Source organism: Streptomyces sp. NPDC018693 (genome assembly GCF_044391385.1).
GTDB lineage: Bacteria > Actinomycetota > Actinomycetes > Streptomycetales > Streptomycetaceae > Streptomyces.
Window position 1 is genome coordinate 167,731 of the sequence record NZ_JBIRZZ010000006.1, and the last position, 21,185, is coordinate 188,915.

Annotated in this window: 22 protein-coding genes; 21 read left to right on the top strand and 1 reads right to left on the bottom strand. The window is 69.6% G+C overall.

The window, feature by feature from the left end; translation table 11 throughout:
* Positions 1–67 precede the first annotated feature (67 nt).
* The 5 genes from dop to prcA all read left to right on the top strand — a co-directional run bounded on the left by dop (position 68) and on the right by prcA (position 4,214).
* Complete coding sequence (gene dop, locus ACH5AC_RS18170; protein ID WP_398862873.1) at positions 68–1,579, top strand: depupylase/deamidase Dop; 1,512 nt, start codon at positions 68–70, stop codon at positions 1,577–1,579.
* A gap of 187 nt (positions 1,580–1,766) precedes the next feature.
* Positions 1,767–1,985 (top strand): ubiquitin-like protein Pup, encoded by a 219-nt coding sequence (locus ACH5AC_RS18175; RefSeq protein WP_031486664.1) that lies wholly within the window; start codon positions 1,767–1,769, stop codon positions 1,983–1,985.
* Positions 1,982–2,620 (top strand): endonuclease VII domain-containing protein, encoded by a 639-nt coding sequence (locus ACH5AC_RS18180; protein WP_398862874.1) that lies wholly within the window; start codon positions 1,982–1,984, stop codon positions 2,618–2,620. The genes ACH5AC_RS18175 and ACH5AC_RS18180 overlap by 4 nt, the downstream gene beginning before the upstream one ends.
* Positions 2,572–3,417, top strand: a complete 846-nt coding sequence (prcB, locus tag ACH5AC_RS18185) for a proteasome subunit beta (RefSeq protein ID WP_398862876.1) — start codon at positions 2,572–2,574, stop codon at positions 3,415–3,417. Before ACH5AC_RS18180 ends, prcB begins: the two co-directional genes overlap by 49 nt.
* Positions 3,418–3,476: 59 nt before the next feature.
* On the top strand, positions 3,477–4,214 hold the full coding sequence (gene prcA, locus ACH5AC_RS18190) for a proteasome subunit alpha (RefSeq protein ID WP_398862877.1): 738 nt from the start codon (positions 3,477–3,479) through the stop codon (positions 4,212–4,214).
* Between the two features lie 74 nt (positions 4,215–4,288).
* On the opposite strand, the gene ACH5AC_RS18195 is transcribed toward prcA, so the two are convergent.
* Positions 4,289–5,305 carry a LacI family DNA-binding transcriptional regulator gene (locus ACH5AC_RS18195; protein ID WP_398862880.1) on the bottom strand — a complete coding sequence of 339 codons (1,017 nt, stop codon included), beginning with the start codon at positions 5,303–5,305 and terminating at the stop codon, positions 4,289–4,291.
* A 135-nt stretch (positions 5,306–5,440) separates the two neighbouring features.
* On the opposite strand from ACH5AC_RS18195, the gene ACH5AC_RS18200 reads away from it, so the two are divergent.
* The 16 genes from ACH5AC_RS18200 to ACH5AC_RS18275 all read left to right on the top strand — a co-directional run bounded on the left by ACH5AC_RS18200 (position 5,441) and on the right by ACH5AC_RS18275 (position 21,166).
* Positions 5,441–6,700 (top strand): MFS transporter, encoded by a 1,260-nt coding sequence (locus ACH5AC_RS18200; RefSeq protein WP_398862881.1) that lies wholly within the window; start codon positions 5,441–5,443, stop codon positions 6,698–6,700.
* Positions 6,701–6,709: 9 nt separating this feature from the next.
* Positions 6,710–8,071 (top strand): Pup--protein ligase, encoded by a 1,362-nt coding sequence (pafA, locus tag ACH5AC_RS18205; protein ID WP_398862882.1) that lies wholly within the window; start codon positions 6,710–6,712, stop codon positions 8,069–8,071.
* A gap of 129 nt (positions 8,072–8,200) precedes the next feature.
* Positions 8,201–9,202, top strand: coding sequence for an FKBP-type peptidyl-prolyl cis-trans isomerase (locus ACH5AC_RS18210; RefSeq protein ID WP_398862883.1), 1,002 nt, complete (start codon positions 8,201–8,203; stop codon positions 9,200–9,202).
* A gap of 60 nt (positions 9,203–9,262) precedes the next feature.
* Entirely contained in the window at positions 9,263–9,634 is a 372-nt protein-coding gene (locus ACH5AC_RS18215) for an FKBP-type peptidyl-prolyl cis-trans isomerase (protein WP_398862885.1), read from the top strand.
* 129 nt (positions 9,635–9,763) lie between these two features.
* Positions 9,764–10,732, top strand: a complete 969-nt coding sequence (locus ACH5AC_RS18220; protein WP_398862887.1) for a helix-turn-helix transcriptional regulator — start codon at positions 9,764–9,766, stop codon at positions 10,730–10,732.
* 19 nt (positions 10,733–10,751) lie between these two features.
* Positions 10,752–11,879 (top strand): helix-turn-helix transcriptional regulator, encoded by a 1,128-nt coding sequence (locus tag ACH5AC_RS18225; RefSeq protein ID WP_398862888.1) that lies wholly within the window; start codon positions 10,752–10,754, stop codon positions 11,877–11,879.
* A complete protein-coding gene (locus ACH5AC_RS18230; protein ID WP_398862889.1) occupies positions 11,876–12,184 on the top strand; it encodes a hypothetical protein in 309 nt (102 codons plus the stop codon). The genes ACH5AC_RS18225 and ACH5AC_RS18230 overlap by 4 nt, the downstream gene beginning before the upstream one ends.
* Before the next feature lie 41 nt (positions 12,185–12,225).
* Positions 12,226–12,420: a hypothetical protein gene (locus ACH5AC_RS18235; protein ID WP_398862890.1), complete on the top strand. Its 195-nt coding sequence runs from the start codon at positions 12,226–12,228 to the stop codon at positions 12,418–12,420.
* Between the two features lie 260 nt (positions 12,421–12,680).
* A complete protein-coding gene (gene tatA / locus ACH5AC_RS18240) occupies positions 12,681–12,968 on the top strand; it encodes a Sec-independent protein translocase subunit TatA (protein WP_398862892.1) in 288 nt (95 codons plus the stop codon).
* 47 nt (positions 12,969–13,015) lie between these two features.
* Positions 13,016–13,963: a twin-arginine translocase subunit TatC gene (gene tatC, locus ACH5AC_RS18245; protein WP_398862893.1), complete on the top strand. Its 948-nt coding sequence runs from the start codon at positions 13,016–13,018 to the stop codon at positions 13,961–13,963.
* Between the two features lie 31 nt (positions 13,964–13,994).
* Positions 13,995–14,885, top strand: coding sequence for a diacylglycerol kinase (locus tag ACH5AC_RS18250; protein ID WP_398862894.1), 891 nt, complete (start codon positions 13,995–13,997; stop codon positions 14,883–14,885).
* Positions 14,886–14,925: 40 nt separating this feature from the next.
* Entirely contained in the window at positions 14,926–17,778 is a 2,853-nt protein-coding gene (locus tag ACH5AC_RS18255; protein ID WP_398862895.1) for a DEAD/DEAH box helicase, read from the top strand.
* A gap of 308 nt (positions 17,779–18,086) precedes the next feature.
* Entirely contained in the window at positions 18,087–19,739 is a 1,653-nt protein-coding gene (locus ACH5AC_RS18260; RefSeq protein ID WP_398862896.1) for an ATP-binding protein, read from the top strand.
* A complete protein-coding gene (locus ACH5AC_RS18265) occupies positions 19,736–20,143 on the top strand; it encodes a roadblock/LC7 domain-containing protein (RefSeq protein WP_398862897.1) in 408 nt (135 codons plus the stop codon). The genes ACH5AC_RS18260 and ACH5AC_RS18265 overlap by 4 nt, the downstream gene beginning before the upstream one ends.
* Positions 20,140–20,565, top strand: a complete 426-nt coding sequence (locus ACH5AC_RS18270; protein WP_398862898.1) for a DUF742 domain-containing protein — start codon at positions 20,140–20,142, stop codon at positions 20,563–20,565. Before ACH5AC_RS18265 ends, ACH5AC_RS18270 begins: the two co-directional genes overlap by 4 nt.
* The gene (locus tag ACH5AC_RS18275; RefSeq protein ID WP_398862899.1) at positions 20,546–21,166 is read left to right on the top strand and encodes a GTP-binding protein; all 621 of its coding nucleotides are present in this window, start codon (positions 20,546–20,548) and stop codon (positions 21,164–21,166) included. The genes ACH5AC_RS18270 and ACH5AC_RS18275 overlap by 20 nt, the downstream gene beginning before the upstream one ends.
* Positions 21,167–21,185 lie beyond the last annotated feature (19 nt).

Sequence of the window (21,185 nt, forward strand, 5' to 3'; positions counted from 1 at the left end):
CGCCCGAGCACGAGCGGTACTTGAGCGGCGCCCACGACCGAGGGTGCCGCCGGGCAAGGAGGGCCGCATGACCGTACGGCGAGTAATGGGCATCGAGACGGAGTACGGGATCTCCGTCCCCGGCCACCCCAACGCCAATGCCATGCTCACCTCATCCCAGATCGTCAACGCCTACGCCGCGGCGATGCACCGGGCCCGCCGGGCCCGCTGGGACTTCGAGGAGGAAAACCCCCTGCGGGACGCCCGGGGCTTCGACCTCACCCGCGAGGCCGCCGACGCCAGCCAGCTCACCGACGAGGACATCGGCCTCGCCAACGTCATCCTCACCAACGGCGCCCGCCTCTACGTCGACCACGCACACCCCGAATACAGCGCCCCCGAGGTCACCAACCCCCGCGACGCCGTCCTCTGGGACAAAGCCGGCGAACGCATCATGGCCGAGGCCGCCGAACGCGCCGCCGCACTCCCCGGCGCCCAGCCCATCCACCTCTACAAGAACAACACCGACAACAAGGGCGCCTCCTACGGCACGCACGAGAACTACCTCATGAAGCGGGACACCCCCTTCTCCGACATCGTGCGCCACCTCACGCCCTTCTTCGTCTCCCGCCAGGTCTTCGCCGGCGCCGGCCGCGTCGGCATCGGCCAGGACGGCCACGAACACGGCTTCCAGCTCAGCCAGCGCGCCGACTACTTCGAGGTCGAGGTCGGCCTGGAGACCACGCTGAAACGGCCCATCATCAACACCCGCGACGAGCCCCATGCCGACGCCGAGAAGTACCGCCGCCTGCATGTGATCATCGGCGACGCCAACCTCTCCGAGATCTCCACCTACCTCAAACTCGGCACGACCTCCCTGGTCCTCGCCATGATCGAAGACGGCTTCATCGCCGTCGACCTCGCCGTCGACCAACCCGTACGCACCCTCCACCAGGTCTCCCACGACCCCACACTCAAGCGCCTCGTCACCCTCCGCAGCGGCCGCACACTCACCGCCGTCCAACTGCAGATGGAGTACTACGAGCTGTCCCGCAAGTACGTGGAGGAACGCTACGGCGCCGACGCCGACGAACAGACCAAGGACATCCTGACCCGCTGGGAGGACACCCTCACCCGCCTTGAGCACGACCCCATGAGCCTCGCAGGCGAACTCGACTGGGTCGCCAAACGAGAACTCATGGAAGGCTACCGGCGCCGCGACAACCTCGACTGGGACGCCGCACGCCTCCACCTCGTCGACCTCCAGTACGCCGACGTACGCGCCGAGAAAGGTCTCTACAACCGCCTCGTCGCCCGCGGCCGCATGAAGCGCCTCCTCGACGAGACAGACGTCGAGCGCGCCAAGACCAAGCCCCCGGAGGACACCCGCGCCTACTTCCGCGGCCGCTGCCTCGACCAGTACGCCGACGACGTCGCCGCCGCCTCCTGGGACTCCGTGATCTTCGACCTCCCCGGCCGGGACTCGCTCCAACGCGTTCCAACCCTCGAACCGCTTCGCGGAACGCGAAATCACGTCAAGGAGCTGCTCGACCGCTGCCGCACCGCAGAAGACCTGGTCAGGGTCCTCTCCGGCGGCTGAACGGGTACCCGGACGGTCCGGGCGCGCAGGGTGGAAACCCGCGCGCCCGGGAATCATCGAGTTGGCCCCCGTACGTTGGAGAAACTACGGGGCCGATGTCAGACCCGGCTTGTAGGGTCTGATCACCACCGATCGGCAGGAAAGCCGACCTGTCGACCATGTCGGGCGAACTGAGCGGGGTGAGGTTATGGCGACCAAGGACACCGGCGGCGGCCAGCAGAAGGCCACGCGCTCCACGGAGGAAGTCGAGGAGCAGGCGGCAGAGGCCCAGGCTTCCGAGGACCTCAAGGAACGGCACGAGAAGCTGAGCGATGACGTGGACTCGGTTCTCGACGAAATCGATGACGTACTCGAGGAGAACGCAGAGGATTTCGTGAGGTCCTTCGTTCAGAAGGGTGGAGAGTGACTTTTGCCTTCGATTCGAAGGTTGAGTCGCGGAAGCTCGGAGTGAACGAAGAGTCGGGATCGAAACGCTGTTCGCGGTGCAAGCAGCACTTGCCGCGTGCGGGGTTCGCAAGCAACAAGTCCATGCCCGATGGCCTCCAGGCGTACTGCCGGGAGTGTGCCGCCGAGTACTACCGGCAGCGCCAGGAGGCCAAGGGGAAGAAGGTCCGGCAGAAGGTTCTGGTCCCGTCGGGGCACAAGCGGTGTCCGCAGTGCGAAGAGGTTAAGCCGCACTCCGAATGGGAGCGCAACAAGTCCTCGTCCGACGGCTGGGCCAGCTATTGCCGTGCGTGCCGGGCGGAGCGGAACCGGGTCAGCTACTTCAAGCGCAAGTACGGTCTCACGCCAGCGGAGTTGGGTGCGCTGGTAGCTGAGCAGCGAGGCATCTGCTGCATATGTCTCGCCGCCCCCGCCGAGCATGTGGATCACTGCCATGAGACGGGTAGGGTCCGTGGCGTACTGTGCTTCAGCTGCAACGCTGCGCTGGGGCAGTTCAAGGATCGGCCCGACGTCATAAGGCGGGCTGCTGCTTACGTGGAAGGAATCGCGTGGAAGCCAACACTCGTAGCACCGGGCGTCTACCAGCTGCCTTCCTGACGCCTGGGTCCTCGTCCTTCATGGACTTCCTGTCGGAGCACCAGCCGGAGCTGCTGCCCGGCAACCGGCAGCTGCCGCCCACGCAGGGGGTGATCGAGGCGCCGCACGGGACGACCATCGTGGCGGTCACCTTCCCGGGTGGGGTCGTGCTCGCCGGTGACCGACGGGCCACCATGGGCAACGTGATCGCGCAGCGGGACATCGAGAAGGTGTTCCCGGCGGACGAGTACTCCGCCGTCGGTATCGCCGGTACGGCCGGTCTCGCGGTCGAGATGGTGAAGCTGTTCCAGCTGGAGCTGGAGCACTTCGAGAAGGTCGAGGGCGCCCAGCTGTCGCTGGAGGGCAAGGCGAACCGGCTGTCGACGATGATCAGGTCGAATCTGGGGATGGCGATGCAGGGCCTGGCGGTCGTGCCGCTGTTCGCGGGGTACGACGTGGACCGGGGCAAGGGGCGGATCTTCTCGTACGACGTGACGGGCGGGCGTTCCGAGGAGCAGGGCTATGCGGCCACCGGCTCCGGTTCGATCTTCGCGCGCGGTGCGATGAAGAAGCTGTTCCATGCCGACCTGAGTGAGGCCGAGGCCACGACGCTGGTGGTGCAGGCCCTGTATGACGCGGCTGACGACGACTCGGCGACCGGTGGTCCCGATGTCGCCCGCCGGATCTACCCGATCGTCACCGTGATCACCGAGGACGGTTTCCGCCGGCTCACGGAGGACGAGTCCTCCGAGATCGCCCGCTCGGTGCTGGAGCGCCGGCTGGAGCAGCCGGACGGTCCGCGGGCCGCGCTGCTGTAGCCGGCCGCCGTTCTTGGCAAGGTGATCCAGTGACTTCCACAGAAAGGGACGGATAACCGGTGTCGACGCCGTTCTATGTCTCACCCCAGCAGGCGATGGCGGATCGCGCGGAGTACGCGCGCAAGGGCATCGCCCGTGGCCGCAGCCTGGTCGTCATGCAGTACGCCGACGGCATTGTGTTCGTCGGTGAGAACCCGTCCCGCGCGCTGCACAAGTTCAGCGAGATCTATGACCGGATCGGTTTCGCGGCCGCCGGCAAGTACAACGAGTACGAGAATCTGCGGATCGGCGGTGTCCGGTACGCCGACCTGCGCGGTTACACCTACGACCGGGACGATGTCACCGCCCGTGGTCTGGCCAACGTGTACGCCCAGACGCTGGGCACGATCTTCTCGTCGGCGGCTGAGAAGCCGTACGAGGTGGAGCTGGTGGTGGCCGAGGTGGGGGAGACCCCGGAGGGTGATCAGATCTATCGGCTGCCGCATGACGGTTCGATCGTGGACGAGCACGGTTCGGTCGCGGTCGGTGGTAACGCCGAGCAGATCAGCAGTTATCTGGACCAGCGTCACCAGGACGGTATGAGCCTGTCCGAGGCGCTGAAGCTGGCTGTGCAGGCGCTGTCGCGGGACACGAACGGCAGTCAGCGGGAGATTCCCGCGGAGCGTCTGGAGGTCGCGGTGCTGGACCGTACGCGGCCGCAGTCGCGCAAGTTCAAGCGGATCGTCGGCGCGCAGTTGTCGCGGCTGCTGGAGTCGGACGGTCCGGCGACCGAGGCGGAGAGTTCCGAGGAGAGCTGACCGCCGGGGGGAATCCCGACCCGCTGTGCCCTGTCCGTGCCCCGGCCGAGTCCTCGGCTGGGGCACGGGGCGTCTCAGGAGGCTCTGGGCGCCCCTGTGGAGGCTCGGACGACCAAGTCGACGGGGATGTCCCCCGCGTCCGGTGTACGGCCGTCCAGGACCGCCAGGAGGGCCCGCATGCCGCGTTCGCCGAACAGTTCGGCGTCGAGTCGGACGGTGGTGAGCTCGGGGTCGAGGGCGGCGGCGAGGGCGATGTCGTCCACGCCGGTGACCGAGATGTCGTCGGGGATGCGCAGTCCTCGTCGTCGTACGGCCTTGTAGACGCCCGCGGCGAGTTTGTCGTCGTCGCAGACGACGGCGGTGGGCAGGGGGCCGGGGGCGGCGAGTGCGGCTTCCGTGGCCGTGAGGGCGTCTTCGATGCTCAGTGGGGTGTGTGCGACGCGCAGTGACGTGCCCGGGGCGGCGGCGAGCCGGGCGGCCAGTTCGCGCTTGCGGACTTCGAAGGTCCAGGACGGGATGTCTGCGGCCACGTGGAGGAAGCGGCGGTGGCCCAGCCCGAGGAGGTGTTCCGCGGCCTGTCGGACGCCGTCGGCGATGTCCAGGTTGACGGTGGCGGCGCCGAGGCTGCCGGTGGGGTCGCTGTCGAGCATGACGAGGGGGAGTTGGTCGCCGCGGATGGCGGTGAGGGCGTCGGCGGCCATGGAGGAGGCGATGACGCCGTCGAGGGCGGCCTGGGCGGAGGCGAAGGGGTCGCGGGCGGGGCCGATGCCTTCGGGGGAGGGGTAGAGGACGACGCCGAAGCCGTGGTCGGCGGCGACGCGGGCGGCGCCGGTGTAGACGCCGGCGAAGAACTCCGTGGTGAGGGCGGGGACGACCAGGAGGACCGTGCGTGTGCGGCCCAGGCGCAGATGGCGGGCGGCGAGGTTGGGTCGGTAGCCGAGTGCGCGGGCGGCTTCGCGGACGCGTTCCGCTGTGGTCTCGGAGACGCGTCCTCGCCATTTGTCGCCGAGGACGAGTGAGACGGCGGCCTGTGACACTCCCGCGGCGTGTGCGACGTCACGGCTGGTGGGGCGGGTGCTGCCTCGTGCCACCGGGGGCCTGCGCTTTCGTCTGGGCTGGTGCACACCTGGACTGGTGAACAGCGGACATGGTACGTATGACCGTGGACGTTATACGTAAAACTCCGGGGTGGGCCGAGGCCCCGGCGAGCCGTTGGAGGCGAGGCCATGGCCGCGGGCTACCTGGAGATCCTGAGGGCGCGGCATGCGGCGCGGCTGCTCACGGGCACGCTCGTGGGCCGGCTGCCGAACGCCACCGCCGCGATCGCGATCGTGCTGTTCGTGCGCGCCGAGGGCGGCGGCTACAGCCTCGCGGGGGCGCTGGCGGCGGTGTACGGCGTGGCCAATGCCGTCGGTCAGCCGGTGCTCGGCCGGCTGGTGGATCTGCGGGGCCAGCCCCGTGTGCAGCTGCCCGCCGCGCTCGCCTCGGCGCTCGCGATGGCCGTGTTCGCGTTCACCGGCCTGGAGGCGCTGCCGCTCGCCTATGCCGCCGTCGGGGCCGCCGGTCTGTTCACGCCGCCTCTGGAGGGCGGTCTGCGGGCTCTGTGGCCGTCGGTGCTGCGCCGCGAGGACCAGGTGCACACGGCGTACGCGATGGACGCGGTGGCCCAGGAGGTGATGTTCACCGTCGGTCCGCTGCTGGTGACGCTGTGCGTGTCGGTGTGGTCCGCGCAGGCGGCGCTGCTCGTGCTGAACGCGGTGGGGGTGGTCGGCGCGTTGTCGGTGGTGCTGTCGCCGCCTTCGCGTGCGTGGCGCTCTGCGCCGCGTGAGGCGCACTGGCTGGGTGCTCTGCGCTCGCGGGGTCTGCTGGCGCTGCTCGGCGCGTTCCTGTTCGTGGGGATCGCGCTGGGCTCGATCACGGTCGCCTCTGTGCCGTACGCGGATGACCACGGTGGTGACGCGGTGTACGGCTGGCTGATGGCCGCGTTGGGGCTGGGTGCGTTGATCGGTGGCACGGTGTACGGCGCGCGGCCCTGGCCGGGGGTGCCGGAGCGGCGACTGCGGGTGCTGGTGGCGTTTCTGGCGGTGTGTTATCTGCCGCTGATGCTGATGCCGGGTGCGGTGGCGATGGTGGCGTTGACCGCGCTGGCCGGTGTGTTTCTGGCGCCGGCCATCGCGTGTGCCTTCGTCATCGTGGACCGGCACGCTCCGCGGGGGACGGTGACGGAGGCGTTCTCGTGGCTGGTGACGACGTTCACGGTGGGCCACTCGCTGGGTACGGGGCTGGCGGGGCCGGTCGTGGAGGCGGGCGGCGCGCTGTGGGGTTTCGCGGTGCCGGGGGTCGCGGGTGGTGTGTCGTTGCTGGTTTTGCTGGCCACGGGGCGGGTAATGGCGGTGTCCGCCGCGCACACGGTTGTTGCGTCTTCATCGGAAAATGATCCGAACCGAGCTGTCGAACCTCGTTTCAGCTCGGGGGATCGGGCGTAATGTTCACTCATGGACCGCCGCATTTTCGGGCTGGAGAACGAGTACGGCGTCACGTGCACGTTCAGGGGACAGCGCCGTCTGTCGCCTGACGAGGTGGCGCGGTACCTCTTCCGCCGTGTCGTGTCATGGGGCCGCAGCAGCAATGTGTTTCTGCGGAACGGAGCCCGTCTGTATCTGGACGTGGGCTCCCACCCGGAATACGCGACACCCGAATGTGACAACGTGATCGAACTGGTCACCCACGACAAGGCCGGCGAGCGCATTCTCGAAGGACTCCTGGTCGACGCGGAACGCCGCCTGCATGAGGAGGGAATCGCGGGCGACGTCTATCTGTTCAAGAACAACACCGACTCGGCGGGCAACTCCTACGGCTGCCATGAGAACTACCTGGTGGCGCGGCACGGGGAGTTCTCGCGGCTCGCGGACATCCTGATCCCGTTCCTGGTGACGCGGCAGCTGCTGTGCGGCGCCGGCAAGGTGCTGCAGACCCCGCGGGGGGCCGTGTACTGCGTCAGCCAGCGGGCCGAGCACATCTGGGAGGGCGTCTCCTCGGCGACCACCCGATCGCGGCCCATCATCAACACCCGTGACGAGCCGCACGCGGACGCCGAGCGCTATCGCCGGCTGCATGTCATCGTGGGCGATTCGAACATGTCCGAGACGACCATGCTGCTGAAGGTCGGTGCGACCGATCTGGTGCTGCGGATGATCGAGGCGGGCACGGTGATGCGCGATCTGACCCTGGAGAACCCGATCCGGGCGATCCGTGAGGTCAGTCATGACATCACCGGTCGGCGCAAGGTGCGGCTGGCGAGCGGCCGTGAGGCGTCGGCGCTGGAGGTGCAGCGCGAGTACTACGAGAAGGCCGTGGACTTCTGCGAGCGCCGCGGGATCCGCACCGGTACGGTCGAGCGGGTGCTGGAGCTGTGGGGTCGTACGCTGGACGCGATCGAGTCGGAGGACCTGGACCGTATCGGTACCGAGATCGACTGGGTGATCAAGTACAAGCTGCTGGAGCGCTACCGCGCCAAGCACAACATGACCATGTCGCATCCGCGGGTGGCGCAGATAGACCTCGCCTACCACGACATCCACCGGCGTCGTGGCCTGTACTACCTGCTGGAGAAGAAGGGTCAAGCGGCTCGTGTCTGCGACGATTTGAAGATCTTCGAGGGCAAGTCGGTGCCGCCGCAAACCACTCGGGCGCGGTTGCGCGGGGACTTCATCCGCAGGGCCCAGGAGCAGCGCCGTGACTTCACGGTCGACTGGGTGCACCTGAAGCTGAACGACCAGGCGCAGCGCACGGTGTTGTGCAAGGACCCGTTCCGTTCGGTGGACGACCGGGTGGAGAAGTTGATCGCCGGGATGTGAGCGAGGCGTTTCGCGGAGAGGTTCGGAACGCAACACGGGCGCCGTACGTTTCGCGTACGGCGCCCTTCTCACGCCGTAGAGTTGCGCGCACTGCCATCCGCAAGATCGATCGATTACGAGGCCCCCACCGTGCGCCGACGCTCTCTTCTTCTCGCCGCCGTTCCCGCAGGACTGGTCACGCTCGCCGGATGCGGTGACGACAAGTCCGACTCCGAGGCGAGCGACAGCGCGTCGCCCTCCGCCCCGGCGGACACAGCGGTGCCCGCGCCGAAGATCGTGGACGGTCCGCTGCCGGCCATCACGGCGGGTGCGAAGTTCGACGAGAAGCCGACGGTCGCCAAGGGCAGCGGGGATCCGTCCGACCAGCTCGCGGTGAAGACGGTCGTCGCGGGTGGCGGTCGTACGATCGCGGAGAAGGACTTCGTCGTCGCCCATTACCTCGGTCAGATCTGGGACAGCGCGAAGGTCTTCGACAACTCCTACGACCGTAAGGCGCGGCTGGCGATCCAGCTGTCCGAGGGCACCATCATCGATGGCTGGCGGTATGCGCTGGCGGGGAAGAAGGCGGGCAGCCGGGTCGAGTTCTCGGTGCCGCCGACCTGGGGTTATGGCACGAGCGGCAATGAGCAGGCGGGCATCAAGGGGACCGACACGCTGGTGTTCGTGGTCGATGTGAAGGACACCTTCCCGACCAACAGCTCCGCCAAGGGCAAGGAGGTCGCCCAGGACGACGCCGCGCTGCCGAAGGCCGGTACCAACACCGACGGCAAGGCGCCGTCCATCGAGATTCCCAAGGCGGAGCCGCCGAAGAAGCTCGTGGCGAACTACGTCCTGGAGGGTGACGGTGAGGAGCTGACGGCCGACAGCAGCGCCCTGGTGCAGTACAAGGGCGTGGTGTGGAACACGGGCAAGGAGTTCGACTCCAGCTATGCGCGCAGCTCGCTGGCGTCGTTCGGGCTCGGTGAGGTCGTGAAGGGCTGGGCGCAGGGTCTGACGGGCAAGAAGGTGGGCAGCAGGGTTCTCATCGTGATTCCGCCGGAGCTGGGTTACGGCGACAATCCGCCGCAGGGCAGCGGGATCGAGAAGGACTCCACGATGGTGTTCACGGTGGACATCCTCGCGAAGCTGTGACGGCGTCGGGATGCAAGACTGTGGGTGTTGCCTTTCCGACAACAAGCAGGAGCTAGAGACGTGAGCATCGACAAGCCCGAGATCGACTTCCCCGGCGGCGAGCCCCCGGCGGACCTCGAGATCAAGGACATCTGGGAGGGCGACGGCGAGGTGGCCAAGGCGGGTCAGACCGTCACGGTCCACTATGTGGGTGTCGCCTTCAGCACGGGCGAGGAGTTCGACGCGAGCTGGAACCGGGGCACCCCGTTCCGCTTCCCGCTGGGCGGGGGCCGCGTCATCAAGGGCTGGGACCTGGGTGTGCAGGGCATGAAGGTCGGCGGCCGCCGTCAGCTGACAATTCCGGCGCACCTCGCCTACGGCAACCAGAGCCCCACCCCGGCGATCAAGCCCGGCGAGACGCTGATCTTCGTGGTGGACCTGCTCGGGGTCTGAGCAGTCTCCGATCGGAGCCGATCACCTCGGGTCCATGCCTGTCCGGGCATGGGCCCTCGGCTTTTGCCGCGCCACTTCGGGGCGGTACGGTCATCGTTCGTAAGCACCTTAGGGAGGCGAAGGGCGTCGATGGCCATTGCCAAGGCCGAGCGGCTGATGAACCTGGCGCTGTGTCTGCTCGGGACGCGTCGGCCGCTCAGCAAGCGTGAGCTGCGCGAGTCCATCGAGGCTTACGTGGAGGCATTCGGGTCGGGCGCAGGAGGCGACGACTCCTTCAACCGCATGTTCGAGCGGGACAAGGACGATCTGCGGGAGCTCGGCCTGGTCATCGAGACCGTGGAGAGCGTCGACGGCGAGGTCGGCTATCTCGCCCGCCGCGACAGCAACCGCCTCCCGCCCATCACCCTGGACGCCGAGGAAGCCGCCGCGCTCGGCCTGGCCGCCAAGGTGTGGCAGCAGGCCCGACTCGCCGGGGCCGCCTCCGGCGCTCTGCAGAAGCTGCGCGCGGCCGGCCTGCCCGAGGACGTCGACCCGTACGGCGCGCACAGCGCGCTGGAGCCCCGTATCCCGGTGCACGAGGCGGCGTTCGAGCCGCTGATGCTGGCCTGCCGGGACCGCCGCCCGGTCGTGTTCGACTACCGCAAGGCCACCGCCGCGCACCCCGAGCCCCGGCATGTCGAGCCGTGGGCCCTGGAGTGCTGGCGCGGCCACTGGTACCTGGCGGGTTTTGACCGCGAGCGGGGCGCGGAGCGGGTGTTCCGGCTGTCGCGGATCACCGGCAAGGTCCGCTCCCGCGGCGGCCGCTTCACCGCGCCCGTCCCCGACGTCGTCACCGTGCGTGAGACCGTGGCGAGCTGGGCGGGCGAGACCGCCGACCGCAGCGCGCGGATCCGGCTGCGTTCGGGCGCCGGTTACCCCCTTCGGGCGAAGGCCACCGCCGTACGGGAACTCGGTGACGGCTGGGACGAGTTGGAGATTCCGTACGGGCACGGGCTGGACGCCTGGCTGGTGGAGTTCGGGCCGGACGTGGTCGTCATGGAGCCCGCGGAGCTGCGGGCGGACGTCGTGGACCGGCTACGGGCCGTGGCCAAGGGCTGAGGGGGAGCGGAGCAAGACAGTGGCAGGCAAACCGGTCAGACCGGCGAACGCGATCGACCAGACCCGGCGGATGCTCTCCCTGGTGACGTATCTCAGGGAGCGCCCCGGCGCGCGCGTCGAGGACGTGGCCCGTGCCTTCGGGATCACCGAGGACGAGCTGGTCTCGGACCTCGATGTGCTGCCGATGTGCGGCACCAGCTTCCGCGGCGGCGATCTGCTCGACATCGACACCGACGGCGAGCGCATCTGGTGGCACAACCCGGCCGCGCTGGGCGCCGAGGCCGCCGAACCGCTGCGGCTGGCCGCGGACGAGGCCACCGCGCTGCTGGTGGCGGCCCGCGCGGTGGCGACGCTGCCCGGGCTGCGGGAGAGCGACCGGCAGGCCCTGCTGCGGGCCACCGCGAAGGTCGAGACCGCGGCCGGAGAGGCGGCGGGCGCCAGCTCCCGGCTGTCGGTGACCTTCGAGTCGGAGGGCGGGGTCTTCGCCGATGTCGACCGGGCCATCTCCGAGCGCCGCCGGCTGTGGATCCGCTACTACTCGCCCGCGCGGGACGAGGTGACCGAGCGCGAGATCGACCCCATCCGCCTGGTCAGCGTCGGGCACACCTATGTGGAGGCGTGGTGCCGCCGCTCCGAGGCGCGCCGCACCTTCCGGCTGGACCGGGTGGCCGAGATCAGAATCCTGGACGAGCCGTCCGCGCCACCGGAGATCGAGCTGCGGGACCTCTCGGAGGCCCTGGTGCAGCCGGCCGCCGAGGACCCGGAGGTCGTCGTCGAGGTCGGCCCGGCCGGCCGCTGGGTCGCCGAGTACTACCCGCACGACAGCGCGGACGAGCTCCCGGACGGCGGGCTGCGCATCACCCTGCGCACGCCCGACCCGGCCTCGCTCAGACGCCTGGCCCTGCGGCTCGGCCGCGACGGCCGGATCGTCGCGCCGCAGGACCTCGCCGACAGCGCCCGCCGGGCCGCCCGCGAGGCGCTCGCCGCGTATGACGGGATCGACGCGGAGTCGGCGAGTACGGGAGGTGAGGCGTCGGGCACGCGGCACGGCGCGCTGGGCGCGTCGCATGATGTGCCGGCCACGCCGCATGGCGCGTCGGGTGCCGGGCTGACCAGGCAGTTCGACGGACAGGAGCAGGGGCTGTGAGTGAGTCGGCGGCGTCCGGTGCCCGGGGGGTCTCGGTGGCCTCCGCGTTCGCGGGGATGCGGCACGCGGCCCCGGCCGTGCTGGCCCCGATGGTGTTCCGGGCCGGCTGCCCGGACTGCCGCGGTCGCTTCGAGCTCGCCGCGGGCGCTCTGATGCTGGCCATCGGCGCCACCAGCCGCAGCACCTTCTACTCCTTCACCTGCCCCGACTGTGGCGCGGCCGTGCGCAAGCCGGCGGGGGAACGGATCGTGGACCTCCTCACCCGGGGCGGGGTGCGGACCCTGCGGCTGCAGTCCACGGTCTGAGCGGGTCGGTCCACGGTTCCCAAGGGTCTAGGCTCGGGGCCATGTTCTGGCCGATGTTCGCGGTAGCCGTGGGTTTTGTGGGACTCCTCGTCCTGGGGGTGCTCGCCGTACGGGTCTTCCTGGAGGCACAGCGGCTCGGCCGGCAGGTCGCGGACTCGGCGCGTCGCATCAACCGGGCGGCCGAGGATCTGGAGCGGGCGGCGGTGAGCGCGGCCCGCACTGTGGACTCGCTGTGAGTCCTGCCGTGAGGACTCTGTGAGTCCTGCGTGGAATGCGATGTGGGCGACTTCTCCCTCCCACGCCGGTGGTCACGGCAGGTACGCTGCTGGTCGCGGCCCGGAGAACGAGGCCCGGTCCGCTGACGGGAGTACGCACGGGGATTGCCTCAGGTTTACCCCTGAGCGTTACGATCGCTGCCAAGACGATCGTTCGGACAGGTGTCCGACCGGTCGGACAGCAGCCCCACCCAGCCGCCTCGGTGAGAAGGTAAAGACTTATGTTCGGAAAGCTCGGTGCCCCCGAGATCATTCTCATCCTCGTCGTCATCATCTTGCTGTTCGGCGCGAAGAAGCTTCCGGACATGGCCCGTTCGCTCGGCAAGTCCGCGCGCATCCTCAAGAGCGAGGCCAAGGCGATGAAGGAAGAGGGCAACAGCAACCCGGCGCCGACCGCCCCGCCGAACCCCGGTGAGGAGCCCCCCGCGCAGCGCACCATCCAGGCCGCTCCCGGCGATGTGACCAGCTCCCGCCCGGTCACCGAGCCGACGGACACCACCAAGCGCTGACGCAGGGCCGGTGACCTCCGGCCCGCCGCACGAGATGGGAACGTGGGTTGCTGAAGCCTGCCCGCAACAAGGAGAAGGATCCCGAGGGGCGGATGCCCCTCGCGGAACACCTTCGTGAGCTCCGCAACCGGCTCGCGAAGGCGCTGCTGGCCATCGTCCTGATCACGGTGGTCGCCGCCTTCTTCTACAAGGACATCATCAACTTCCTCACCCAGCCGATCCTCGACTCGGTCGGCTGTGAGAAGACCTTCGAAGAGCTGGCGAACACCTCGGGCGAGGACCAGTGCGCCCGGATCACCATCAACGGCCTCCTCACGCCGTTCACGCTGGCCCTCCAGGTCTCGCTGATGGCCGGCATCGTGTTCGCCTCGCCGGTCTGGCTCTACCAGCTGTGGGCGTTCATCGCCCCGGGCCTGCACAAGCACGAGCGCAAGTACGCCTACGCCTTCGTCGGCACCGGTGTGCCGCTCTTCCTCGGCGGCGGCTACTTCGCCTACCGGGTGCTGCCCACCACCGCGAGCGTGCTCATCGAGTTCACGCCGAACGGCGTCGACAACCTGCTGCCGCTCGACGACCTGCTCCAGCTCGTCACGCGCATGGTGGTCGTCTTCGGTCTCTCCTTCGAGCTGCCGCTGCTGCTGGTCATGCTCAACATGACCGGCGCCATCACCGGCAAGCGGATGCTCGGCTGGTGGCGTGCCATGATCATCGGCATCACCGTCTTCGCCGCGGTCGCCACGCCCAGCACCGACCCCATCTCGATGCTGGCGCTCGCCGGGCCGATCTGGGTGCTGTACTTCGGCGCGGTCGCCTTCTCGCTGCTGAACGACCGGCGCCGGCGCCGCCGCGAGGCCCTGGGCCCCGCCGACGACGAGGCGGCGGAGCTGGACCTCACCCCCGAGGACATCGGCGAGGTCGAGACGGTCGCCGCGAGCCGCGCCCTGCCCGAGCAGTCGCGCACGGACCGGGTCAACGGTTATGACGACGTGACCTGAGGACCGTAAGGGAGCTCTTAGGGTCACTCCCGTGACCAGCGAGATCACTCTCTTCGTCAACCCCACCGCGGGTCGCGGCCGGGGCGCCGACGCGGCGCAGCCGGCCGCTTCCGCTTTCCGGGACGCCGGCTATTCGGTGCGCACGGTCGTCGGCGAGGACGCCCCCGACGCCCTCGCACGCGCGCGTGCCGCCGTCGCCGACGGCACCGGCGCCCTGGTCGCCGTCGGCGGGGACGGACTGGTCCACCTCGCTCTGCAGGCCGTCGCCGGCACCCGCACCCCGCTCGGCGTGGTCGCCGTCGGCACCGGCAACGACTTCGCCCGCACCCTCGGCCTGCCGGTGGGCGCACCGGACACCGCCGGCCGGCTGATGGCCGAGGGTCTCAAGGGCTCCCACGTCCGGGACATCGACCTCGGCCGGGTCGGCGACCGCTGGTTCGGCACCGTCCTCGCCTCCGGCTTCGACTCCCGGGTCAACGACCGCGGCAACCGCATGAGATGGCCCGCCGGCCGCGCCAAGTACGACCTGGCGATGCTCGCCGAGCTGGCCGCGTTCCGGCCCTTCCCCTACCGGATCCGGCTGGACGGCGGCGAGGTCCGGGAGATCGAGGCCACCCTCGTCGCGGTCGGCAACGGATCGTCGTACGGCGGCGGCATGCGCATCTGCCCCGGCGCCGATCCCGCCGACGGTCTCTTCGACGTCACCGTGGTCGGCGACTGCTCCCGCAGGACGCTGCTGCGGGTCTTCCCGCGCGTGTACCGGGGCACCCACGTCGAGCATTCCAAGGTCACCGTGTTCCGGGCGGCCGAGGTGGAGATCGCGGCGCCGGGCGTGACGGGGTACGCCGACGGGGAGCCGCTGGGCGCACTGCCGCTCACCGCGCGCTGCGTGCCCGGGGCGGTGCGGGTCATAGGCCCCTGAGCTGCGCGGATCCAAGGTTTGCGCGAGCCCGATCCGGATAATGATCGTCCTGTTGTCAGTATGGCCCGGTACGCTCGAAAGCACGATGACACAGGACCTCTCACCGGCCGAGCGGTACGCGGCTGCGCGCAGGCGCGCTGTCGAGCAGGCCACCGCGCTCGCGTCCTTCCGCGAGATGTACGACTTCGGCCTCGACCCCTTCCAGATCGAGGCGTGCCAGGCCCTCGAGGCGGGCAAGGGCGTCCTGGTGGCCGCACCCACCGGCTCGGGCAAGACGATCGTGGGCGAGTTCGCCGTCCACCTCGCCCTGCGGCAGGGCAAGAAGTGCTTCTACACCACGCCCATCAAGGCGCTGTCCAACCAGAAGTACGCCGACCTGTGCCGCCGCTACGGCGCGGCCAAGGTCGGCCTGCTCACCGGTGACAACAGCGTCAACTCCGACGCCCCGGTGGTCGTGATGACCACCGAGGTCCTGCGCAACATGCTCTACGCCGGGTCGCAGACCCTCATAGGGCTGGGCCATGTGGTCATGGACGAGGTGCACTACCTCTCCGACCGCTTCCGCGGCGCCGTCTGGGAGGAAGTCATCATCCACCTCCCCGAGTCGGTCACCCTGGTCTCCCTCTCCGCCACCGTGTCCAACGCCGAGGAGTTCGGCGACTGGCTGGACACCGTGCGCGGCGACACCGAGGTGATCGTCTCCGAGCACCGCCCGGTGCCGCTGTTCCAGCATGTGCTGGCCGGACGGCGGATGTACGACCTGTTCGAGGAGGGCGAGGGCCACCGCAGGGCCGTCAACCCCGACCTCACCCGGCTGGCCCGCATGGAGGCGAGCCGCCCGTCGTACCAGGACCGCAGGCGCGGGCGCGCCATGCGCGAGGCCGACCGCGAGCGGGAGCGCCGGCAGCGCTCCCGGGTGTGGACGCCGGGCCGCCCCGAGGTCATCGAGCGCCTCGACGCCGAGGGTCTGCTGCCGGCCATCACCTTCATCTTCAGCCGCGCCGCCTGCGAGGCCGCCGTCCAGCAGTGCCTGTACGCGGGCCTGCGGCTCAACGACGAGGTGGCACGCGAACAGGTCCGCGCCCTCGTCGAGGAGCGCACCGCCGCCATCCCCAGCGAGGACCTGCACGTCCTCGGCTACTACGAGTGGCTGGAGGGCCTGGAGCGCGGCATCGCCGCCCACCACGCGGGCATGCTCCCGACGTTCAAGGAGGTCGTCGAGGAGCTGTTCGTCCGCGGTCTGGTCAAGGCCGTCTTCGCCACGGAGACCCTGGCGCTGGGCATCAACATGCCCGCCCGCTCGGTGGTCCTGGAGAAGCTCGTCAAGTGGAACGGCGAGCAGCACGCCGACATCACCCCGGGCGAGTACACCCAGCTGACGGGGCGTGCGGGCCGCCGGGGCATCGATGTCGAGGGCCACGCGGTCGTGCTGTGGCAGCGCGGCATGAACCCCGACCAGCTGGCCGGCCTCGCGGGCACGCGCACGTACCCGCTGCGGTCCAGCTTCAAGCCGTCGTACAACATGGCGGTCAACCTGGTCGAGCAGTTCGGCCGGCACCGCTCACGCGAACTGCTGGAGACCTCGTTCGCGCAGTTCCAGGCCGACCGCTCGGTCGTCGGGATCTCCCGGCAGGTGCAGCGCAACGAGGAGGGGCTCGCGGGCTACAAGGAGTCCATGACCTGCCACCTCGGCGACTTCGAGGAGTACGCGCGCCTGCGGCGTGAGCTGAAGGACCGTGAGACCGAGCTGGCCCGGCAGGGCGCGGCCCAACGCCGCGCCGAGGCCGCGGTCGCCCTGGAGCGGCTCAAGCCGGGCGACGTGATCCATGTGCCGACGGGCAAGTACGCGGGGCTGGCGCTGGTCCTGGACCCGGGTCTGCCCGCCGGCCGGGCCAACGGCCACCGCGGCTTCGAGCACCACGACGGGCCGCGCCCGCTCGTCCTCACCGCCGAGCGGCAGGTCAAGCGGCTGGCGTCGATCGACTTCCCGGTGCCGGTGGAGCCGCTGGACCGGATGCGCATCCCGAAGTCCTTCAACCCGCGCTCGCCGCAGTCCCGCCGCGACCTCGCCTCCGCGCTGCGCACCAAGGCCGGGCACATCCCCCCGGACCGCCACCGCAAGCGGCGCTCGCAGGCCGCCGACGACCGGGAGATCGCCCGGCTGCGCACCGCCCTGCGGGCCCACCCCTGCCACGGGTGCGACGAGCGAGAGGACCACGCCCGCTGGGCCGAGCGCTACCACCGGCTGCTGCGCGACACCTCGCAGCTGGAGCGCCGTATCGAGGGGCGGACGAACACCATCGCGCGCACCTTCGACCGGATCGTCGCCCTGCTGACCGAGCTGGACTATCTGCGGGGCGACGAGGTCACCGAGCACGGCAAGCGCCTCGCCCGGCTCTACGGCGAACTCGACCTGCTGGCCAGCGAATGCCTGCGCGCCGGCGTCTGGGAGGGCCTCGCCCCGGCCGAACTCGCCGCATGTGTCTCGGCGTTGGTGTACGAGGCGCGGGTCGGCGACGACGCCCTCGCCCCCAAGCTGCCGTCCGGCAAGGCGAAGGCCGCGCTGGGGGAGATGGTGCGGATCTGGGGCCGACTGGACGCCCTGGAGGAGGAGTTCCGCATCAACCAGACCGAGGGCGTCGGCCAGCGCGAACCCGATCTCGGCTTCGCCTGGGCCGCCTACATGTGGGCCTCCGGCAAGGGCCTGGACGAGGTGCTGCGCGAGGCGGAGATGCCGGCGGGCGACTTCGTGCGGTGGTGCAAGCAGGTCATCGACGTCCTGGGGCAGATCCAGGCGGCGGCTCCCGCCGCGGGGTCGAGCGTGCCCAAGGCCGCGCGCAAGGCCGTTGAGGGGTTGCTGCGGGGAGTGGTCGCCTACTCGTCGGTGGGCTGACGCCCGTCTCGCCGGTGCGGGGCGCGGGGACTGGTCGTGCCGGTTCCCGCGCCCTTTCGTATGCCCGTACGCCACTACTCACTGTGTTCGAATGAAGTCGCAGCGTGTAAATGGGACTGAGCCTACTGCAGTCCCGAGGTGGGTTTCAGGCGGTCGCCGAATATGACACAGCGATGATCCGGTCGGACTAAGCTCGCCCGCAGCGCACCGAGTTGAGGTAATTCGTGCGTTTGTTCCCCGTTATGGATCCAGTGTCCTGAGTATTCCCAGATAACGAAGATGCGAACCGAATCCGACAGAGGGCCCACATGGTGAGTGTTCAGTCCCCACCCGGTCGCCGTGAACTTCCCTACGCGCGCGTGCTGTTGCCGCCGGCGATACTGCTGGCCGCGGCAGCCGGGGCGGCCACCGCCCTGGTGCCGGTGGCCACCCGGCTCGCCGTCGGTGTCTGCGGCGCCGTCGCCACCGCGCTGGTGCTGGCCACGATGACCGGAGCGACGCGCCGCGGCCGGCGACTGCGTCGGCTGTACGACGAGAAGGAACGGCGCGTCGCCGAGCTGGAAGGGCGCTTCGCCCACCACGACGCGCTCAACCGCCGTATCGCCGACGTCTATCTGCCCGGAGCCGTCGCCTCGCTGCGCCGCGGGGCTTCACCCGACGACGTGATGCGCTACTACGCCAGGCAGGATCCCTCCTATCGTGAACTCGACGAGTCCCAGCGGACGATGCTCTACAACCTGCTGAAGATCGTCGACTTCGAGCAGGACCTGCGTGACTCCTCCCAGCGCGCCTTCGTCAGCGTGGCCCGCCGTATCCAGGCCATCGTCCACCAGCAGAACAAGGAACTGCGGGAGATGGAGGAGGACCACGGCCGCAACCCGGAGGTCTTCGACGACCTCCTGCGTATCGACCACGGCACCGCGCTGATCGGCCGTCTCGCCGACTCCATCGGCGTGCTCGGCGGCGGGCGGCCCAGCCGCCAGTGGCCCGCACCCGTGCCGCTGTACAGCGTGCTGCGCGGCGCCATGTCCCGCATCCTGGAGTACCGCCGCATCAACCTGGACTCCATCGCCAAGGTCAACATCCGCGGCATCTCCGTCGAGCCGGTCATCCACGCCCTCGCCGAACTCCTCGACAACGCCACCCGCTACTCGCCGCCGGCCAGCAAGGTGCACGTCAACGCCGTCGACGTGCAGACCGGTGTCGCCATCGAGATCGAGGACGCCGGCGTCAGCCTCAGCGAGGAGATGCGCAACAAGGCCGAGGGCATGCTGGAGGACGCCATGCAGGGCGTCGACATGCAGGACATCAACGACACCCCGCGCCTCGGCCTCGCGGTCGTGGGCCGTCTGTGCACCTCGTTCAACATGCAGATCGCACTGCGCCAGTCCGCCTACGGCGGTGTCCGCGCCGTACTGATCGTCCCGACCGAGATGCTCACCGACGGCCCGACCTCCATCTACGCCCACGGCATCGGCGCCGGCTCCCTGCCCACCCAGACCCTCCCGCCCGACACGGACATCCCCCAGCGCAAGCCCAAGAAGCGCCGGCCCACCAACCCGATGATCCCGGCCGGGGTGTCCCTGGAGGACGACGTCCCCGTGGTCACCGAGTGGACCGAGGAAGGGCTGCCGCAGCGCCGCAGCAAGGCCACCGTCTCCATCGCCGACCGGTACGTGGAGGCGTACCGCGCCCAGGAGCGCGCCAAGCGTGGCGAGGAGGACATGTGGGACGTGGCCGCCAAGCGTCAGGAGCAGCGGGCCGCCGAGGCCAAGTCCGAGGCGGAGAAGGAGGACCGGGCGCCCGGACTGTGGGTCGAGGCGTTCTGGGAGGGCCTGAAGAAGGACAACCCCGCCGACGACCCCACCGACTTCACCCGCAACCCCACCAAGTACCTGCACCTGATCGAAGACAAGGACAAGGCCCGCACCGAGGCCGACGACGAGGGGGACCTCACGTGATCCAGCAGCGCGCCAACTTCGACTGGCTGCTCAAGGAGCTCTACGACGGAGTCCCGGGCATCGAGATGATCGTGGTGCTCTCGGCCGACGGACTGCGCATCGCCCGCTACGCAGGCGACGCCGACGCCGCCGACCGGGTGGCCGCCGCCTGCGCCGGACTGCAGAGCCTCGCACAGGCCGTCGCCCAGGAGATCCCCACCACGGACGGCGACATGAAGCTCGTCGTCATCGAGATGAACGGCGGCTACTTCTACCTCATGGCGGCCGGCGCCAACGCCTACCTCGCGGTCCTCGCCGATGTGCGCTGCGAGCCGGGCCACATGAGCGCCATGATGCGCGACCTCGTCGTGCGGATCGGCTCGCACTTGACCAGTCCGCCGCGTCACAACGGGCAGACCGTATGACGCCTCCGCAACGCCGACGGCGATTCCCTGTCCGGCAGACACCCCCACCGCCCCCGCCGCCCGCTCCCACCGAGGAGGCCCCCCAGGGGGAGGGCGAACGGAAGAACCCCGAGCGGCTGTTCGTCATCTCGGGTGAAGGGGAGCGCGTACCCGTCGATCTCGTCACCTTAATCGTGGCGCGCACCGAGCTGCCCTCGTCATCCACCACCCCGGAACAGGCGGCGGTGCTGCGGTTGTGCGCCTCCCCGCTGTCCGTGGCCGAGGTCTCGGCCTATCTCAGACTGCCGTTCAGCGTGGTGACCGTGCTGCTCACCGACATGCTGGCGGCCGGACTGGTCCAGGCGCGCGCGCCCATCGTGCGGCAGCAGCTCCCCGACCGTTCCCTTCTCGAAGCGGTGATGCATGGACTTCAAAGGCTCTGACACGCTCCCCGGCCCACGGGCCGAGGACCATCTGCCGCACACCACCGAGGCCGCGGCGAAGATCGTCATCGTGGGAGGCTTCGGGGTCGGCAAGACGACCATGGTGGGCTCGGTCAGCGAGATCAGGCCGCTGACCACCGAGGAGACCATGACCCAGGCCGGCCTCGGCGTCGACGACAACTACGGCTCGGACACCAAGACGGCCACCACCGTGGCCATGGACTTCGGGCGGATCCGCATCACGGACAAGATCGTGCTCTATCTGTTCGGCACCCCCGGGCAGGAGCGCTTCTGGTTCCTGTGGAACGGCCTGTTCGAGGGGGCGCTCGGCGCGGTCGTCCTCATCGACACCCGGCGCCTGGAAGTCAGCTTCGAGGTCATGGGCCGGCTGGAGGAGCGCGGGGTGCCCTTCGTGGTCGCCGTCAACACCTTCCCCGACGGCCCCCGCTATCCGCTCGACACGCTGCGCTCGGCCCTCGACCTGTCGCCCGAGATCCCGATCGTCGAGTGCGACGCCCGCCGCCGCGCCTCCAGCCGCGACGTGCTCATGACGCTGATGCGGTTCCTGAGCACGCTCGCCGTGCGTGGCAGCCTCACCTGAACACCCCACCCCCGCACGG

Bases quoted from the DNA above. Each gene is read 5' to 3' on its own strand.
- dop (WP_398862873.1), top strand. From the start codon at position 68: ATGACCGTACGGCGAGTAATGGGCATCGAGACGGAGTACGGGATCTCC.
- ACH5AC_RS18175 (WP_031486664.1), top strand. From the start codon at position 1,767: ATGGCGACCAAGGACACCGGCGGCGGCCAGCAGAAGGCCACGCGCTCC.
- ACH5AC_RS18200 (WP_398862881.1), top strand. From the start codon at position 5,441: ATGGCCGCGGGCTACCTGGAGATCCTGAGGGCGCGGCATGCGGCGCGG.
- pafA (WP_398862882.1), top strand. From the start codon at position 6,710: ATGGACCGCCGCATTTTCGGGCTGGAGAACGAGTACGGCGTCACGTGC.
- ACH5AC_RS18220 (WP_398862887.1), top strand. From the start codon at position 9,764: ATGGCCATTGCCAAGGCCGAGCGGCTGATGAACCTGGCGCTGTGTCTG.
- ACH5AC_RS18235 (WP_398862890.1), top strand. From the start codon at position 12,226: ATGTTCTGGCCGATGTTCGCGGTAGCCGTGGGTTTTGTGGGACTCCTC.
- tatA (WP_398862892.1), top strand. From the start codon at position 12,681: ATGTTCGGAAAGCTCGGTGCCCCCGAGATCATTCTCATCCTCGTCGTC.
- ACH5AC_RS18255 (WP_398862895.1), top strand. From the start codon at position 14,926: ATGATCGTCCTGTTGTCAGTATGGCCCGGTACGCTCGAAAGCACGATG.
- ACH5AC_RS18260 (WP_398862896.1), top strand. From the start codon at position 18,087: ATGGTGAGTGTTCAGTCCCCACCCGGTCGCCGTGAACTTCCCTACGCG.
- ACH5AC_RS18270 (WP_398862898.1), top strand. From the start codon at position 20,140: ATGACGCCTCCGCAACGCCGACGGCGATTCCCTGTCCGGCAGACACCC.
- ACH5AC_RS18275 (WP_398862899.1), top strand. From the start codon at position 20,546: ATGGACTTCAAAGGCTCTGACACGCTCCCCGGCCCACGGGCCGAGGAC.